The following is a 14,989-nucleotide window of genomic DNA, read 5'->3' as shown; positions in this document are numbered from 1 at the left end:
CCACTTTCTACACTAATGAGTTGGGCCGCTCTGACGTGGTGAAAAACAGGAAAAATGTAATTATCGCTATTTGATGGAGTAAATGGCTTTTCTGCGTCCTTGGTAGCCTAAACTGGGAGTTCGCCATCAGTAAGGGAGTTACATGAGTGAGAATCAGCAGCCTGGCGTACCGGCATCTGCGCCAGAGCGCCCAGCTCTTGATCAGGCCTATCGCCAGGGCTACTTGGCGGGTCACTTGGCCGGGTGGCGAGATGCCGTAGCGGCACAACCAGCATCAGTAGCAGCCCCGTCAGGGGTTAGCGCACATGAGCGGCGGATTGTTGCCCCACCCGCGGCTACCAACCCACCAACTCCAAGACCGCGCGATCCGGAAGCTGTGGCATGGCCCGATCATTCCGCACTCTCGGCGCACCTCAAGCCTCCAGCCCAACCGCCGTTCGTGAGCGATCCTGCTCAGGGCCGGAACCAGAACTTCCCGCCACGAGGATTGCCGGGCGGTCAACAGCCACCTCGCGTGTCCCACGCCCCGCAGATACCAGCGCCACCTCTGGGTCCAAAGGCAACTGCGGCTGTAAAGAATAAGCGCGAGACACAGAACATCAACATCACGTTATATGTGGCGAGTTTGCTGATGGTTGCAGCGGCGGCTCTTTTTGTCGGTAGTAACCTGCCCGTGTCCGCTCGTCTTGTGGGTGTTTGGTTCGGGACGTCACTTTTCTATGCGGCCGGATTAGTTCTGCATGAGAAGGTAGCGCGGCTTAAACCCGCTGCGGTAGCGTTCTCCGGAACGGCACTGGCCATTATTCCGTTTGCAGGACTGGCCACCTATAATCTGGGTGTTCCCAACGCGCCCGTCGTGTGGTTGCTCACGTCATTCATCGGCACACTTGCGTATGTTTTTGCTGCCGTGCGTCTGCAAAGCCGGTTGGTAGTTTATTTGTCAATCGCATTTTTGCTCTCAACGGCGTGGTCATCCGTGGCGGTGTTGGGTGCCGCGTTGGCCTGGTATTTCACTGCACTGATTGTTTTCTCTGCCCTGTTGTCATTGCTTGGTTACCTCTTGAAACGAAACGGACCAACAGGCCGGAGAACACCCAGCCTTTATGCAAAGCCGCTATCAGGTCTAGGTCCATGGTTCACCCCGGCCGGTCTTGCCGGCTCACTTGCCTTCGGACTCGCCCTGAACGCAGCAGACCACGCGCTTGTGTTGGTTGCCGGGTCTGTCTACTACGCCGTTCTTACCTTTATCAGTCAGCCGGCACTAAGGCGCTACAACTACGTCGGTCTCCGTGTCTCAATAACGATGGCAGCGCCCTTTGTCGGTTGGATGATTAAGCCGGATCTGACATGGGCGGCAGGTGCTTTTGCAGTAGTTTTGGCGCTGCAACTGATTGCCGTGGCCTACGCTAAAACTCCGTTTTCCGTCTTCCTCGTGCACCAGAACTGGATTCGACGCGACGTCTATATAAGCGCCCCCGTGTTGGCGGCTGCCTCACTGGTGTGGAGTGTTGGCCATTACTTCCGCCAGGACTCCGCGGAAGCGAGCACGCTGATAACGGTGTTGGGTGTTGGGTTCGGTCTGCTTGCAACCATGCTGATTGTGCCGGCTTTTTTGCCCCGCGGGGAATGGCTGCCTCTGCCAGCTGTGGGTGCGGTTTTGCTGTACTCGCCGATGATTGAAGCCGCGGGTTGGATGGTCCTGGTGGGCCTGGCGGTGGCATACTCGGTGCTTAGGTTCCTCACAACTAGAACCCAGATAATCAGGCACGTCATGTTGGTGGCCGCGCGCATTCTTGTGACAGCATTTATTGCCTCCACACTGGCGACCTTTATTCCTGCACAGCCCGGGAAAACACAGTTGATCATCGCGGTCATTGCCGTCATCGCGGCACTACAACTGCTCGCTGATGCTCTGCTTGCAACGTATGGTGCCCCGAACCTCATCGTAGGTTACTCGGCCGCCGCCTGGGCTGTGGTGGGGACCTTCCTTGTGGCTGCTTTGTCGATTGCCTACAGCAGCCACAAGATTCTGGGGGAAAGCCCCAGCGTTGTCATGGGCTCGCTGCGAATTGAGTTCCTGGTGGCTGCTGTCGCCATGGCTGTTGCCGCAGCAATATTTTCCTTAACGAAACTGACTTCAAAACCAGGTTGGTCTGTTGGTGAGTTTATTGCGCCTTCGTACCTCACTATTACTGCCCTGTTTACGGGGCCAGTCTTTGCCGCTGGTGGTGCCAGCGTTGCTTGGACTGTTGCCCTTATTTTCTTTATCTCTGGTGGTATGCGCCTCCGGGACCGATCCGGGACTCTGCACCGTTGGCTTTATTGGTGGGCGGCTCGGGTTACTTCGCTTCTGCTTTCCGTGGCACTTTTTCAGCTATGGATGGAACATGATCCCTTCACAAAAATCACGGGGGTGCATGTAGGACTGGGCCTGTGGCTCCTGCTAGCACTTGTCCCTCAACTAGTAATTCTTGCCGTGGTGACCTTGCGGGGCCTTGTCATTGCCCGTCTGCGCGTGGATGTGATTTTGACGCTGTTGATTGTTGTAACGGTCGCCGGAGCGGCCATCCGAAACGGCGCCCCTGTGCTCTGGACAACAATGGTTGTGGTGGGTCTGAATGTGGCAGTACTGGCGATTCTCGCTCTAGCTGGAACGTTACGCCAACGTTCTTTCACTGCTGTCCAGTGGGGAAGTCCTGCTGCGATGGTTGCGCTGGCAATATGGAGCGCACATGACAGAGGGCTTCTGGCACTAGTGCTGGTCCTGATTGCGGGCATGTCTATCCTCGTTACGCTCAAGGCTAGGGACCAAATCAGCAGGAGTGCCTACTTCTTGCTGTTCAGGGCCGCCGTGACAGCCCTCGTCGTAGTGGGTGCTCGTGAGCTTACGGAGAACCTGTCCGTGGTTTCCCTTATCTTTAGTGCAGTGTTGCTGCTTCAGATGGCGATCGCGTTTCTAGCCCAGAGGGTTGCCAGCTTCAATGAGTTGGTTGGTGCTCCCCGGCTGCTACAGGTGGGACTGTGGTTGCTGCTGGGCGCTCAGGTCTTGACTCCGATGCACTACCATCTGGCAGCCGGTGGATTCTCGTCCCCGGGAACTGCTCTGCGTTGGGTAGTGGCGCTGGAGTTGATCGCCCTAGCCGTGACCGCCGTAACGGCCCAAGCCGCCTTGAAGCAGCGTGGTGCTTCCTACTTGGCACTCGTTGCCGTGGTGGGGGGAGCATCCGTCATTGCCCCCGTAATGTGGCCAGGAGCAACTGCGTTGCTGCTGCTGGCGCTGTGCATCGGTGTGATTACCTGGCGCTGTATCTACACCCCGCACGCCGTTGAGATGCGCTGGTACTGGTTGATTGCCACTGCCACGTTCCTTGTCACAGCAAGCATTGTCGACAGGGACGCCGCTACGGGAGTTTTTGCTGCCGTATGGCTAGTAGCTGGATTGGCATTGATTGTCGGGGCCCATGTGATGAAGTTGGAACAGCTAACCTTGCCCGGAGCGCTGATGGTCTTCTTAGCTGCATTGCTTTTCCGCAGCCAAGTCCTGGAACTCATTTACCGCCCCGGATACGCAGCTCTCGCCGGGTTTGTGGTTGTTGTCGGCTCACTGTATGTGGTGCGCCTGATTTTCCTGGACTTGGTGACGGAAAAGCACGTGCAACGCGTTAGTGTTGTCGGCACGGCACTTGGCGCAGGGGCATTCTTTTCCCTTTGGTCCATGGCCGACACCCACACGGTATTGGCCGGTGCTGCCGGCTTCACTTTGATTGCCGTGCTCACCTGCCTCGAAGTTCCTCCGGCGCATCGCCGGGTTTCCATCGACACAGCAATCCTGGCAAGTGCAATAGTATGGTTCGCAGCCTGCTCCAGGTTTGTGGACTTGGGCGCTTTCTGGGCCATTCAATGGTGTGCCATGGCCCTTGGTGCCCTGGCAGTGCTTCGGTATGTGCACAATCAACAAAAGGCAGGTAGGGGCCTTCTTGCAACGGCGGCAAGTTTTGCCAGCCTGGGTGCTTTGGTGACCATTTTCAGCGCAGATTCGGTGCAGCAGATCATTTCCCTGTTGGTCTTCGTGGCACTGTTGGCCGTGGGTATGAGTCTGGATGAAAGAATTTTCACTGTTTGGGGTGCCATCGGCGTCTCCACAGCGGTGCTTTGGTATTTACGAGGCTTCACCTACATTCTGTTGGCGTTGCTGGCCTTGGCGCTTATTGCTTTTGCAATTTGGCGGTTAAACCGGAAGAAGCCCCACTTGGAGCCTCCCGTTACAGGTCCAATGGGAAACCACGGGCCACCGCCGGGAACACCATCGCAGGGGTCCCGGTTACCAGCACCACCAGCGGCACCACCACGGCAGCCGCAGCCACCGCAGTAACGGGCGCTCCGGCGTCGGCCCCTGGTGACGGGTCAGCCGTCTAGGTGGTCTCCTACCGAACTCCTTTGACTTGACTAACGGCGGCTGCCCCGGCGAGGGCAGTGAGCCCGGAGACCAGAAAAAGGAGGGTGAATCCACCTGTGGCACTGACAAGCAGGGCCCCCAGCATGGGTGCAAATGCCTGGGGTACGCTCAGGGCAATATTCATGATGCCAAGATCCTTGCCGCGGGAAAGCTGATCGGGAAGCACTTCGGTGGCAAGGGCCTGGTCAACGGAAAGGAAACAACCATAGCCCAACCCCAGCAGAGCAGCCGCCACGGTGGCCGCACCTAGGGTGGGGACAAACGCGAGGATGAGGGCGGCGATAGCTTGCAAAACGGAGGCGCCAAACACGAAGGCGCGACGCCTGCCGTATCTGTCGGAGAGCCTGCCGAGCCACAGTGATGCGATGATCACAAACACCATATAGACCAGCGTTAGGAGGATAAGGGAGCCCTCGGCGTCGCTGACTTTCAGGCCGTACATGAGGAAGTAAAGAAGCAAGCTGGTGCCAAAGGCGTTCCCGAGGTTCACCAGGATTCGGCTCAGTAGGGTCCAACCAAAGTCGGGAAACTTACGGGGACTGATCCACAGACCTCCTAGCAGTGAACGCCACGAAAGCGCAGGGACAACTCCTGGCGGGAGCACTTCGTCGTCAATAAGGAGCAGGAACGGCAAACCCAGCACCACTAAAAGTCCCGCGAGCAGGGCATAACCGGCGAAGGTGCTCAGCCCTAAGGCAGTAACCAGCACCAAGCCCGCAATGATGCCAATGGCCTGCGGCGCGGAAATCCAACCCGACACATATCCGCGCTGGCTTACCGGTACCTGATCGGAAATTGCGGCAGTCAGTGCCGCCGTCAGGACACAGAAGAATGTGCTGGAGGCCACCCAGAAGATACCGATACCCAGCAAAGTGCCCTGTAGGCCCAGAAACACCAGAGACAGTGCAAAACCGGCCGTCCCCACGGCGATCCACGGCCGGCGCCGTCCATAGCGGGAGGTGGTGCGGTCGGACAGTGCACCCGTAAGCGGGTAAGCAACAAACGCAAAAACTCCTGCAATTCCGGAAATGTAGCCAAATCCAAGAACATTCTGAACCCAGTCAGTCGCGTCAAGGAACTTTTGAACCTGGAGTGGCAGTAGTAATTGCACAGGTGTCAGCTGGGCAATCCACACGCCAAACCAGCTCAGCGCGAAGAAGGAGATCCACCGTCCGCTGACCCTGCGGGTTGGGATAGCATCCAATGGCTGCATGGTCGAGGCTGTGGGTAACCCGTCTCCTCTAGTGACTTTGCTCACGCCAGTAGCTTCTCATGCCTGTCAAGGGCGAGGTTTAGGCACCGAAAGCCGGGGTAGGGCCAGTCTACGTAGCGAAGGACGCGTCTGCCCCGATTGGCGTTCATCGCCAGAATCCGGCATACTTATTGAGTTGTTCAAGTTCTTTTTCGTGTCCCGGTCGAGATAATGCTCGATGCAGGGTCCAAGTTAAAGACCAAACATAACCTTCCCTTCGCATTTAGTGCGGGTACGTGCGTGAAATATTCACGACACGCCCGACCGCGGGGGTCGGAGCTTCGGTGGATTGAGGAACCCGGAAATATCCGGATTCAGTTCGTTGGAAGCGTGGCTGTGAGTGCCACATTGAACAGGTAAAAGTAAACAGCGTTTACGTCAACAGCATCGCTTCTCTTAGGGTGCTTCGTTACAGGAAAGAGAGTCACGACGCCATGGCGGGACAAAAAATCCGCATCCGGCTGAAGTCATATGACCACGAGGTTATTGATGTTTCAGCTCGGAAGATCGTTGAGACGGTCACGCGCGCAGGCGCAACGGTAGTGGGCCCCGTGCCGCTGCCCACCGAGAAGAACATTTACTGTGTAATTCGTTCACCTCACAAGTACAAGGACAGCCGCGAGCACTTTGAAATGCGCACGCACAAGCGTCTCATCGACATCATTGACCCCACGCCCAAGGCAGTTGATTCGCTCATGCGTCTCGACCTGCCGGCTGACGTGAACATCGAAATCAAACTGTAGGGAGGTGCTGAGAAACTATGACCGCGACCCGAAACACTAAGGGCATCCTGGGCACGAAGCTCGGCATGACCCAGGTCTGGGACGAGAACAACTTGCTTGTTCCAGTAACCGTCGTCCAGGCCGATTCCAATGTCATCACACAGCTGCGCAATGCAGAGGTTGATGGCTATGTAGCGATCCAGATCGGCTACGGTGCGATCGATCCTCGTAAAGTCACCAAGCCCTTGGCTGGTCACTTTGCAAAGGCAGGCGTCACGCCTCGCCGCCACGTCGTCGAGCTGCGCACAGCAGATGCTGACACTTACTCACTCGGCCAGGAGCTCTCAGTTGAGATCTTCGAAGCCGGCCAGAAGGTCGACGTTGTCGGTACTTCAAAGGGTAAGGGCTTTGCCGGTGTCATGAAGCGTCACGGCTTCCACGGCGCCCCGGCCTCGCACGGTGCACACAAGAACCACCGCAAGCCCGGTTCCATCGGTGGCGCGTCCACTCCTGGCCGCGTTTTCAAGGGTATGCGCATGGCAGGCCGTATGGGTGCCGAGCGCGTAACCACCATGAACCTTACGGTTCACGGTGTTGACGCCGAGAAGTCGCTGCTGCTGATCAAGGGTGCCGTTCCCGGCGCCCGCGGCCAGGTCGTATTCGTACGCACCGCCGTGAAGGGAGCATAAGTAAATGGCTACTGTAAAGGTTGACCTGCCTGCAGAGATCTTCGACGTACAAACCAACGTGCCCTTGTTGCACCAGGTTGTCGTAGCTCAGCTCGCTGCTGCCCGTCAGGGTACCCACAAGACCAAGACCCGCGCCGAAGTATCCGGTGCAGGCCGCAAGCCACATGCACAGAAGGGTACCGGCCGTGCCCGTCAGGGTTCAATCCGTGCCCCTCACATGACTGGTGGTGGCGTTGTCCACGGTCCTACCCCTCGCGATTACAGCCAGCGCACGCCCAAGAAGATGAAGGCAGCAGCTTTGCGCGGCGCCCTCTCTGACCGTGCACGCAACGGCCGTATTCACGTCATTGCTGAATTGGTTGCCGGCACCACGCCGTCCACCAAGGCCGCAAAGGCTACGCTGGCTGCTGTCACAACGCGACGCAATGTGCTCGTTGTGATTGAGCGTGCCAACGATGTCGCTGCTTTGAGCGTACGCAACATCACCGACCTGCACGTTCTGTACGTTGACCAGCTCAACACCTACGACGTGCTTGTTTCCGATGACATTGTCTTCACGCAGGCTGCTTACGAAGTCTTCGTCTCAGGCCGTGCCGCTGCCGAAGCTTTCGCTTCAAGCATGCTGCTGGTTGAAGAATTGGTCTCCGTTGACGCTATTGAGGATGCCGAAGGCACCATCAAGGGCAACAAGGACTCAATGAAGTACCACGTGCCTGGTTCACGCTGGTATGACGCCACTGTGGCCGAAGTTTGGTTTGCAACGGTTGAGGACGCCAAAGCCGCAGGCTTTGTTCCCGCCGGCGGCGAAGCTGCCCAGACTATTGAGGAGGACGCCAAGTGAGCGCCGTCACCATCAAGGATCCGCGCGACGTAGTGCTTGCACCCGTCGTCTCGGAAAAGAGCTACGGCTTGATCGACGAAGGTAAATACACCTTCCTGGTCGACCCTCGCTCGAACAAGACCGAGATCAAGTTGGCCGTGGAGAAAATCTTCTCCGTCAAGGTCGACTCGATCAACACCATCAACCGTGCTGGTAAGCGTAAGCGCACCAAGTTCGGATGGGGACAGCGCAAGAACACCAAGCGCGCAATTGTCTCCCTCCGCGAGGGCACGATTGACATCTTCGGCGGTCCGCTTTCTTAAGCGGAGACCACTTTAACGAGGAAATATACTATGGGAATCCGTAAATATAAGCCGACAACCCCGGGCCGTCGTGGCTCGAGCGTTGCTGACTTCACAGAAATCACGCGGTCGACTCCAGAGAAGTCTCTGGTCCGTCCCCTGCCCAAAAAGGGTGGCCGCAATAACACTGGTCGTATCACGACTCGTCACAAGGGTGGTGGCCACAAGCGCCAGTACCGCCTGATTGACTTCCGTCGTCACGACAAGGATGGCGTTAACGCTCGCGTTGCTGAGATCGAATATGATCCCAACCGCACCGCGCGTATTGCCCTCCTGCACTATGTTGATGGCACCAAGCGCTACATCATCGCTCCGAACAAGCTCAACCAGGGTGATTTTGTAGAAGCCGGCGCCGCAGCTGACATCAAGCCAGGCAACAACCTGCCGTTGCGCAACGTCCCCGTGGGTACTGTTATTCACGCTGTGGAACTGCGTCCCGGTGGCGGTGCCAAGATGGCACGTTCAGCTGGTGCCTCGGTTCAGCTCGTCGCCAAGGAAGGCAAGTACGCCCAGCTGCGTTTGCCCTCCGGTGAAATCCGCAACGTTGATGCGCGCTGCCGCGCGACCATCGGCGAAGTTGGAAACGCTGAGCAGTCAAACATCAACTGGGGCAAGGCTGGCCGTATGCGCTGGAAGGGCGTACGCCCAACCGTCCGCGGTGTTGTCATGAACCCTGTTGATCACCCACATGGTGGTGGTGAGGGTAAGACTTCCGGTGGACGTCACCCGGTGAACCCCAACGGTAAGCGCGAAGGCCGTACCCGCCGTCCAAACAAAGAGAGCGACAAGCTGATTGTTCGTCGCCGCCGTACTGGCAAGAACAAGCGATAGGAGCCTGGAGACATGCCACGTAGCCTGAAGAAGGGTCCTTTCGTTGACCAGCACCTCTTTGTAAAGGTAGCTCGGGAGAACGAAAAGGGTACCAAGAACGTAATTAAGACCTGGTCCCGCCGCTCGATGATCGTGCCCGATATGTTGGGTCACACGATCGCCGTGCATGACGGTCGCAAGCACATTCCTGTGTTTGTTACCGAGTCGATGGTCGGGCACAAGCTCGGCGAATTCGCCGCCACGCGGACATTCCGCGGCCATGTCAAGGACGACCGTAAGGGCAAGCGCCGCTAGGCGCTTGGCTTTACGGCTTAGACGAGAGAGAGATAGCAATGGAAGCCAAGGCAAGTGCGCGTCATCTGCGCGTAACGCCTATGAAGGCCCGGCGCGTCGTCAACCTGATTCGTGGCAAGCAGGCGAATGAGGCATTGGCGATTTTGAAGTTTGCCCCACAGGGCGCTTCGGAGCCGGTATTCAAGGTAGTCCAGTCCGCAGTGGCTAACGCCCGCGTTCTGGCAGATCGCGACAGCGTCGCGTTCAACGAAAATGATCTGTACATCAGCGAGATTTATGTCGATGAAGGCCCCACCATGAAGCGGTTCCAGCCGCGTGCACAGGGCCGTGCATTTCAGATCAAGAAGCGTACAAGCCACGTAACAGTGGTTGTCGCTACCCCCGAGAAAGAGGAGGCTCGCTAAGTGGGACAGAAAGTAAACCCGCACGGTTTCCGTCTCGGGATCACGACGGACCACCGTTCGCATTGGTTCGCAGACAGCAACAAGCCCGGCCAGCGGTACAAGGACTTCGTAAAAGAAGACATCCAGATCCGCGCACTCATGTCTACAGGCATGGACCGCGCCGGCATTTCCAAGGTTGAGATCGAGCGCACCCGTGACCGTGTTCGTGTGGATATCCACACAGCACGTCCCGGAATTGTGATCGGTCGCCGTGGAGCCGAGGCAGACCGCATCCGCGGCGAGCTCGAAAAGCTCACCGGCAAGCAGGTTCAGCTGAACATCCTGGAAGTCAAAAACCCGGAAGCAGACGCTCAGCTTGTTGCCCAGGGCATCGCCGAGCAGCTAACTAGCCGTGTGGCTTTCCGCCGCGCGATGAAGAAGGCAATGCAGTCAGCTCAGCGTACCGGCAGCGTCAAGGGCATCCGCGTCGCTTGTGCTGGTCGTTTGGGTGGCGCTGAAATGTCACGCACCGAGTTCTACCGCGAAGGTCGTGTGCCCCTGCACACCCTGCGTGCCAACATCGATTACGGCTTCTTTGAAGCCAAAACCGTATTTGGCCGTATTGGTGTCAAGGTCTGGATCTACAAGGGCGATGTCACGTCCAAGGAACTGGCTGCCCAGGCAGCTGCTGCTCCTGCACGTGGCCGTGGCCCGCGCCGTGACGGTGACGACCGCGGAAACCGCGGCCCCCGTGCCGGTGGCGACCGTCGTCGCAACGACCGTCCTGAGCGCACCGAGGCAGCTGCCCCGGTTCAGGCTCCTGTAGCTGCAGAGGTTGCGGCTCCGGCAGTAGAAGGAGGAAAGGCGTAAATGCTTATCCCACGTCGAGTAAAGCACCGTAAGCAGCACCACCCCGGTCGTACGGGGCAGGCTACTGGTGGCACCACGGTTTCGTTTGGTGAGTGGGGCATTCAGGCTCTCTCGCCGGCATACGTAACCAACCGTCAGATCGAGTCCGCTCGTATCGCCATGACGCGTCACATCAAGCGTGGCGGTAAAGTGTGGATCAACATCTACCCTGACCGTCCGTTGACGAAGAAGCCTGCCGAAACCCGTATGGGTTCCGGTAAGGGTTCACCCGAGTGGTGGATCGCGAATGTTAAGCCCGGCCGTGTTCTCTTCGAACTCTCCGGTGTATCAGAAGAGGTAGCACGCGAGGCATTGCGCCTGGCAATCCACAAGCTGCCGTTGAAAGCACGCATTGTGCGTCGCGAAGGTGGTGAGTAAAGATGTCAATTGGTTCCAAAGAACTTGCCCCTGCACAGCTTGACGGGTTCAATAACGCCCGTTTGGGCGAAGAGCTCCGCAAGGCTAAGGAAGAACTGTTCAACCTGCGCTTCCAGTCGGCCACCGGTCAGCTGGAAAGCCATGGTCGTCTTCGCGTTGTAAAGCGCGACATCGCCCGCATCTACACAGTGTTGCGCGAACGCGAACTGGGCATACGCCCGGACGTGGTTGCTGCACCACCTGTGGAGAAGGCCTCCAAAAAGGCTGACAAGGAAGCCAAGAAGGCCTCCAAGAAGGCTGAAGAAACAAAGGAGGACGCCAAGTGAGCGATTCTGTAAACAGCACCGAAACAGGTGCGGAGACTGTTGTCCGTGGCGATCGCAAGAAGATGCGCGGTTACGTTGTCTCCGACAAGATGGAAAAAACCATCGTTGTAGAGGTCGAAGACCGCGTAAAGCACGCCTTGTACGGCAAGGTGCTGCGACGCAACAAAAAGGTCAAGGCTCACGATGAGGAGAACAGCGCCGGTATCGGCGACCTGGTCGTCATCAGCGAGACTCGTCCGCTGTCCGCTACCAAGCGGTTCCGCCTCGTCGAGATCGTCGAAAAGGCCAAGTAATCATTTTCAACCTCATGGTTGAGTTTGTGAACTAAAACGTTGGGCCCGTCACCGTTACCGGTGGCGGGCCCAACGTCGTTTAACATCCAATGCCCGACGCCGTTCAAGTCTCGGGTGACGCCCAGCGAATGCCGATACCAGCGCGAATGCCGATACCTGCGCGAAGGCGCGCGGTGTGGGGGAGGTAACGCACTGGGTGGCTGGTAGCGTACCCCCGGGTACCGGCGTCGTGCTAGGATTATTTATTGCTGCGCTTTTTCCGTGTGACCGTTTACGGTCGCGAAAGTTAGGCGCGCGATTACCTCGTAAACGTTCGTGCCACTACAAACTGCCGTCTGGCGCGTGGATTTTTCACGCAATAGCCCGGAGCGGAAAGTGCAGTTGGCATGAAGAGTTTAGGCGTGTTTTGGCAAAATCCAGGCACGTTCAGAGACATCCCGATCAATACGTTCCGCAAGGCTTATCCATAGATGATTTATGGCCAAGAACCGGCGCGACGAACAGGAGATACTAGTGATTCAGCAGGAGTCGCGGCTTAAGGTCGCCGACAACACGGGTGCCAAGGAAATCTTGACAATCCGCGTTCTCGGTGGATCTGGGCGCCGCTACGCAGGCATTGGCGACACCATTGTCGCAACCGTCAAGGACGCAATTCCCGGCGGTAACGTAAAGAAGGGTGACATCGTAAAAGCTGTCATCGTTCGCACAAAGAAGGAACGCCGCCGTGCGGATGGTTCCTACATCAAGTTTGACGAGAATGCAGCTGTCATTCTCAAAACTGACGGTGACCCTCGTGGTACCCGTATCTTCGGCCCGGTTGGCCGTGAACTTCGTGACAAGAAATTCATGAAGATCATCTCGTTGGCTCCGGAGGTGCTGTAACTTATGGCAAAGATCAAGAAGGGTGACCTGGTTCAGGTCATCACAGGCGCCAAGGCTGAACGTGGCGGCGACCGTGGCAAGCAGGGCAAGGTCCTGATGGTTAACACCGAAACCAACCGCGTGTTGGTTGAAGGAATTAATCGTGTCACCAAGCACACCAAAGCCGGTCAGACCGAACGTGGCACCAACACTGGTGGCATCGAGAGCGTCGAGGCACCCATTCACATCTCCAACGTTGCTGTAGTGGACCCGTCCACGAAGAAGCCAACTCGCGTTGGCTACCGCATCGACACCGTTGAGCGCGATGGCCGCGAGCGTCAAGTACGTATCCGCGTTGCCAAGACCTCGGGGAAGGACCTGGCATGAGCGCCGCAGTTGCAGAGAACACGCCAAAGATCACTCCTCGCCTGAAGGCCCGCTATGCAGCGGAGATCAAGTCGAGCCTGGTTGAGGAATTCAGCTACGGGAACGTTAACCAGGTTCCGCGCCTGGTCAAGGTTGTTGTCAACATGGGTGTTGGAGATGCCGCTAAGGACTCCAAGCTCATCGACGGCGCCGTTCGCGACCTCACAGCTATCACCGGCCAGAAGCCTCAGGTTTCCAAGGCTCGCAAGTCGATCGCACAGTTCAAACTGCGCGAAGGCATGCCGATCGGTTGCCACGCCACGTTGCGTGGAGACCGCATGTGGGAATTCCTGGACCGCTTGGTCACTCTTGCTCTGCCCCGTATCCGCGACTTCCGCGGCCTCAGTGGCAAGCAGTTTGACGGCAACGGTAACTACACCTTCGGTTTGACCGAGCAGGTTATGTTCCACGAGATCGATCAGGATTCCATTGACCGCACACGCGGCATGGACATCACGGTCGTTACCACAGCCAAGACCGATAACGAAGGCCGCGCGCTGCTCAAGGCGCTTGGCTTCCCGTTTAAATCCGAAGATAAATAATCTACGTAAAAGGTCCGTTCTGCGGATGCAGCTCCCCGGTATTTAATGCTGGTGAAAGTGCATTGCGCGAAGGAAACCGTTACGAGGAAGGGCAAGCGCCCAAATGACAATGACAGATCCTGTCGCAGACATGCTTACGCGTCTGCGCAACGCAAACTCGGCTCACCACGACACCGTGACCATGCCGTTTAGCAAGCTTAAAGGCCATATCGCCGACATCCTGAAGGCGCAGGGTTACATTACTGCGTGGAAGGTTGAAGACGCCGAAGTTGGCAAGAAGATGACCATTGACTTGAAGTACGGTCCCGCACGCGAGCGTTCAATCGCTGGGCTGCGCCGTATCTCCAAGCCCGGACTGCGTGTATACGCGAAGTCCACTAACCTCCCCAACGTATTGGGTGGGTTGGGTGTCGCCATCTTGTCGACGTCTTCCGGTCTGCTGACCGACCGCCAGGCTGCCAAGAAGGGCGTGGGTGGGGAAGTCCTCGCCTACGTCTGGTAGTAGAGAGAGAAGGGAAAGAACTTATGTCACGTATTGGACGTCTCCCCATCTCCGTGCCTGCCGGCGTCGAGGTCAAGGTTGATAACAACCTGGTTTCCGTCAAGGGCCCGAAGGGAACGCTGCAGCTTACAGTTGCCAGCCCCATCACGGTTGCACTCGAAGAGAACACCGTCACGGTTGCTCGACCCAACGATGAGCGCAACTCGCGTTCACTCCACGGTTTGACTCGCACCCTCATTGACAACCTGATCACAGGTGTCACAAAGGGCTACGAGAAGAAGCTGGAAATTGTTGGTACCGGTTACCGCGTAGTCGCCAAGGGCGCGAACCTGGAGTTCGCTCTGGGCTTCAGCCACCCGGTTGCCATTGAGGCTCCCGAGGGCATCACACTGACTGTTGAGAGCCCCACTAAGCTCTCCGTGTCAGGCATTGACAAGCAGCAGGTGGGCGAAGTTGCTGCCAACATCCGCAAGCTGCGCAGGCCCGACCCGTACAAGGGTAAGGGCGTACGCTACGCCGGCGAAATCATCCGCCGCAAGGTCGGAAAGGCTGGTAAGTAACATGGCACTATCCGTAAGAGGAAAGTCCAAGGCCGCAGCACGCGGCCGTCGTCACCTGCGTGTACGTAAGCGCGTCAGCGGCACCACAGTACGTCCGCGTCTTGTGGTAAACCGTTCAGCCCGCCACGTATTCGTGCAGGTCATCGATGACACACAGGGTCTGACCCTAGTGTCTGCATCAACCCTGGAAGCAGATCTTCGCACTTTCGAAGGTGACAAGACTGCCAAGGCCAAGCGCGTTGGTGAGCTCGTTGCCGAGCGCGCCAAGGCTGCCGGCATTGAAGCTGTTGTCTTCGACCGTGGCGGAAACCGTTACCACGGCCGTGTCGCAGCCATTGCTGATGGCGCACGTGAAGGCGGTCTGGCACTGTGACCGAAAACAT

Annotated in this window: 18 protein-coding genes and 1 pseudogene; 18 read left to right on the top strand and 1 reads right to left on the bottom strand. The window is 57.6% G+C overall.

The features are described from left to right. Positions 1–142 precede the first annotated feature (142 nt). Positions 143–4,372 (top strand): hypothetical protein, encoded by a 4,230-nt coding sequence (locus AAFM46_RS13970; RefSeq protein WP_343318430.1) that lies wholly within the window; start codon positions 143–145, stop codon positions 4,370–4,372. 52 nt (positions 4,373–4,424) lie between these two features. Here AAFM46_RS13970 and AAFM46_RS13965 read toward each other — a convergent pair whose 3' ends face one another. Then, on the bottom strand, positions 4,425–5,714 hold the full coding sequence (locus AAFM46_RS13965) for an MFS transporter (RefSeq protein WP_343318428.1): 1,290 nt from the start codon (positions 5,712–5,714) through the stop codon (positions 4,425–4,427). A gap of 428 nt (positions 5,715–6,142) precedes the next feature. Between AAFM46_RS13965 and rpsJ the strand changes: the two genes are divergently transcribed. The 17 genes and pseudogenes from rpsJ (at position 6,143) to rplR (ending at position 14,979) form a co-directional block, all read left to right on the top strand. After that, a complete protein-coding gene (gene rpsJ / locus AAFM46_RS13960) occupies positions 6,143–6,451 on the top strand; it encodes a 30S ribosomal protein S10 (RefSeq protein ID WP_038464699.1) in 309 nt (102 codons plus the stop codon). A 17-nt stretch (positions 6,452–6,468) separates the two neighbouring features. After that, the gene (gene rplC / locus AAFM46_RS13955) at positions 6,469–7,119 is read left to right on the top strand and encodes a 50S ribosomal protein L3 (RefSeq protein ID WP_283530064.1); all 651 of its coding nucleotides are present in this window, start codon (positions 6,469–6,471) and stop codon (positions 7,117–7,119) included. A 4-nt stretch (positions 7,120–7,123) separates the two neighbouring features. Then, positions 7,124–7,714, top strand: a pseudogene (gene rplD, locus AAFM46_RS13950) (50S ribosomal protein L4); the annotation flags it as partial. Positions 7,715–7,956: 242 nt separating this feature from the next. Further along, a complete protein-coding gene (rplW, locus tag AAFM46_RS13945) occupies positions 7,957–8,262 on the top strand; it encodes a 50S ribosomal protein L23 (RefSeq protein WP_038464693.1) in 306 nt (101 codons plus the stop codon). 30 nt (positions 8,263–8,292) lie between these two features. Continuing rightward, the gene (rplB, locus tag AAFM46_RS13940) at positions 8,293–9,132 is read left to right on the top strand and encodes a 50S ribosomal protein L2 (protein ID WP_283530070.1); all 840 of its coding nucleotides are present in this window, start codon (positions 8,293–8,295) and stop codon (positions 9,130–9,132) included. 12 nt (positions 9,133–9,144) lie between these two features. Further along, complete coding sequence (rpsS, locus tag AAFM46_RS13935; protein WP_110105559.1) at positions 9,145–9,426, top strand: 30S ribosomal protein S19; 282 nt, start codon at positions 9,145–9,147, stop codon at positions 9,424–9,426. Positions 9,427–9,464: 38 nt separating this feature from the next. Further along, positions 9,465–9,830, top strand: coding sequence for a 50S ribosomal protein L22 (rplV, locus tag AAFM46_RS13930; RefSeq protein ID WP_283530073.1), 366 nt, complete (start codon positions 9,465–9,467; stop codon positions 9,828–9,830). Beyond that, a complete protein-coding gene (gene rpsC, locus AAFM46_RS13925; protein WP_283530075.1) occupies positions 9,831–10,679 on the top strand; it encodes a 30S ribosomal protein S3 in 849 nt (282 codons plus the stop codon). Further along, positions 10,680–11,096 carry a 50S ribosomal protein L16 gene (gene rplP, locus AAFM46_RS13920; RefSeq protein WP_283458465.1) on the top strand — a complete coding sequence of 139 codons (417 nt, stop codon included), beginning with the start codon at positions 10,680–10,682 and terminating at the stop codon, positions 11,094–11,096. It abuts the gene before it with no gap. Positions 11,097–11,098: 2 nt separating this feature from the next. Beyond that, positions 11,099–11,422, top strand: coding sequence for a 50S ribosomal protein L29 (rpmC, locus tag AAFM46_RS13915; RefSeq protein WP_343318419.1), 324 nt, complete (start codon positions 11,099–11,101; stop codon positions 11,420–11,422). 62 nt (positions 11,423–11,484) lie between these two features. Further along, the gene (gene rpsQ / locus AAFM46_RS13910; protein WP_283530140.1) at positions 11,485–11,715 is read left to right on the top strand and encodes a 30S ribosomal protein S17; all 231 of its coding nucleotides are present in this window, start codon (positions 11,485–11,487) and stop codon (positions 11,713–11,715) included. A 513-nt stretch (positions 11,716–12,228) separates the two neighbouring features. Beyond that, positions 12,229–12,597, top strand: coding sequence for a 50S ribosomal protein L14 (gene rplN / locus AAFM46_RS13905; protein ID WP_283532252.1), 369 nt, complete (start codon positions 12,229–12,231; stop codon positions 12,595–12,597). A gap of 3 nt (positions 12,598–12,600) precedes the next feature. After that, entirely contained in the window at positions 12,601–12,963 is a 363-nt protein-coding gene (gene rplX, locus AAFM46_RS13900; protein ID WP_283532152.1) for a 50S ribosomal protein L24, read from the top strand. Further along, complete coding sequence (gene rplE, locus AAFM46_RS13895) at positions 12,960–13,544, top strand: 50S ribosomal protein L5 (RefSeq protein WP_283532153.1); 585 nt, start codon at positions 12,960–12,962, stop codon at positions 13,542–13,544. The genes rplX and rplE overlap by 4 nt, the downstream gene beginning before the upstream one ends. Positions 13,545–13,647: 103 nt before the next feature. Beyond that, positions 13,648–14,046: a 30S ribosomal protein S8 gene (rpsH, locus tag AAFM46_RS13890; protein ID WP_283532154.1), complete on the top strand. Its 399-nt coding sequence runs from the start codon at positions 13,648–13,650 to the stop codon at positions 14,044–14,046. Positions 14,047–14,069: 23 nt separating this feature from the next. Further along, on the top strand, positions 14,070–14,606 hold the full coding sequence (gene rplF / locus AAFM46_RS13885) for a 50S ribosomal protein L6 (protein WP_283532155.1): 537 nt from the start codon (positions 14,070–14,072) through the stop codon (positions 14,604–14,606). A gap of 1 nt (position 14,607) precedes the next feature. Next, the gene (gene rplR / locus AAFM46_RS13880; RefSeq protein WP_283532156.1) at positions 14,608–14,979 is read left to right on the top strand and encodes a 50S ribosomal protein L18; all 372 of its coding nucleotides are present in this window, start codon (positions 14,608–14,610) and stop codon (positions 14,977–14,979) included. Positions 14,980–14,989: the final 10 nt, after the last annotated feature.

Origin of the sequence: Arthrobacter sp. TMP15, from assembly GCF_039529835.1 — a bacterium.
Taxonomy (GTDB): Bacteria; Actinomycetota; Actinomycetes; order Actinomycetales; family Micrococcaceae; genus Specibacter.
This window is presented reverse-complemented; position numbering and strand designations above follow the sequence as displayed.

What these genes read in the sequence shown, in the direction of transcription:
- AAFM46_RS13970 (WP_343318430.1), top strand. Translation starts at nt 143, where the DNA reads ATGAGTGAGAATCAGCAGCCTGGCGTACCGGCATCTGCGCCAGAGCGC.
- rplC (WP_283530064.1), top strand. Translation starts at nt 6,469, where the DNA reads ATGACCGCGACCCGAAACACTAAGGGCATCCTGGGCACGAAGCTCGGC.
- rplB (WP_283530070.1), top strand. Translation starts at nt 8,293, where the DNA reads ATGGGAATCCGTAAATATAAGCCGACAACCCCGGGCCGTCGTGGCTCG.
- rpsJ (WP_038464699.1), top strand. Translation starts at nt 6,143, where the DNA reads ATGGCGGGACAAAAAATCCGCATCCGGCTGAAGTCATATGACCACGAG.
- rpsS (WP_110105559.1), top strand. Translation starts at nt 9,145, where the DNA reads ATGCCACGTAGCCTGAAGAAGGGTCCTTTCGTTGACCAGCACCTCTTT.
- rpmC (WP_343318419.1), top strand. Translation starts at nt 11,099, where the DNA reads ATGTCAATTGGTTCCAAAGAACTTGCCCCTGCACAGCTTGACGGGTTC.
- rpsQ (WP_283530140.1), top strand. Translation starts at nt 11,485, where the DNA reads ATGCGCGGTTACGTTGTCTCCGACAAGATGGAAAAAACCATCGTTGTA.
- rplV (WP_283530073.1), top strand. Translation starts at nt 9,465, where the DNA reads ATGGAAGCCAAGGCAAGTGCGCGTCATCTGCGCGTAACGCCTATGAAG.
- rplP (WP_283458465.1), top strand. Translation starts at nt 10,680, where the DNA reads ATGCTTATCCCACGTCGAGTAAAGCACCGTAAGCAGCACCACCCCGGT.
- rplR (WP_283532156.1), top strand. Translation starts at nt 14,608, where the DNA reads ATGGCACTATCCGTAAGAGGAAAGTCCAAGGCCGCAGCACGCGGCCGT.
- rplE (WP_283532153.1), top strand. Translation starts at nt 12,960, where the DNA reads ATGAGCGCCGCAGTTGCAGAGAACACGCCAAAGATCACTCCTCGCCTG.
- rpsH (WP_283532154.1), top strand. Translation starts at nt 13,648, where the DNA reads ATGACAATGACAGATCCTGTCGCAGACATGCTTACGCGTCTGCGCAAC.
- rplF (WP_283532155.1), top strand. Translation starts at nt 14,070, where the DNA reads ATGTCACGTATTGGACGTCTCCCCATCTCCGTGCCTGCCGGCGTCGAG.
- rplX (WP_283532152.1), top strand. Translation starts at nt 12,601, where the DNA reads ATGGCAAAGATCAAGAAGGGTGACCTGGTTCAGGTCATCACAGGCGCC.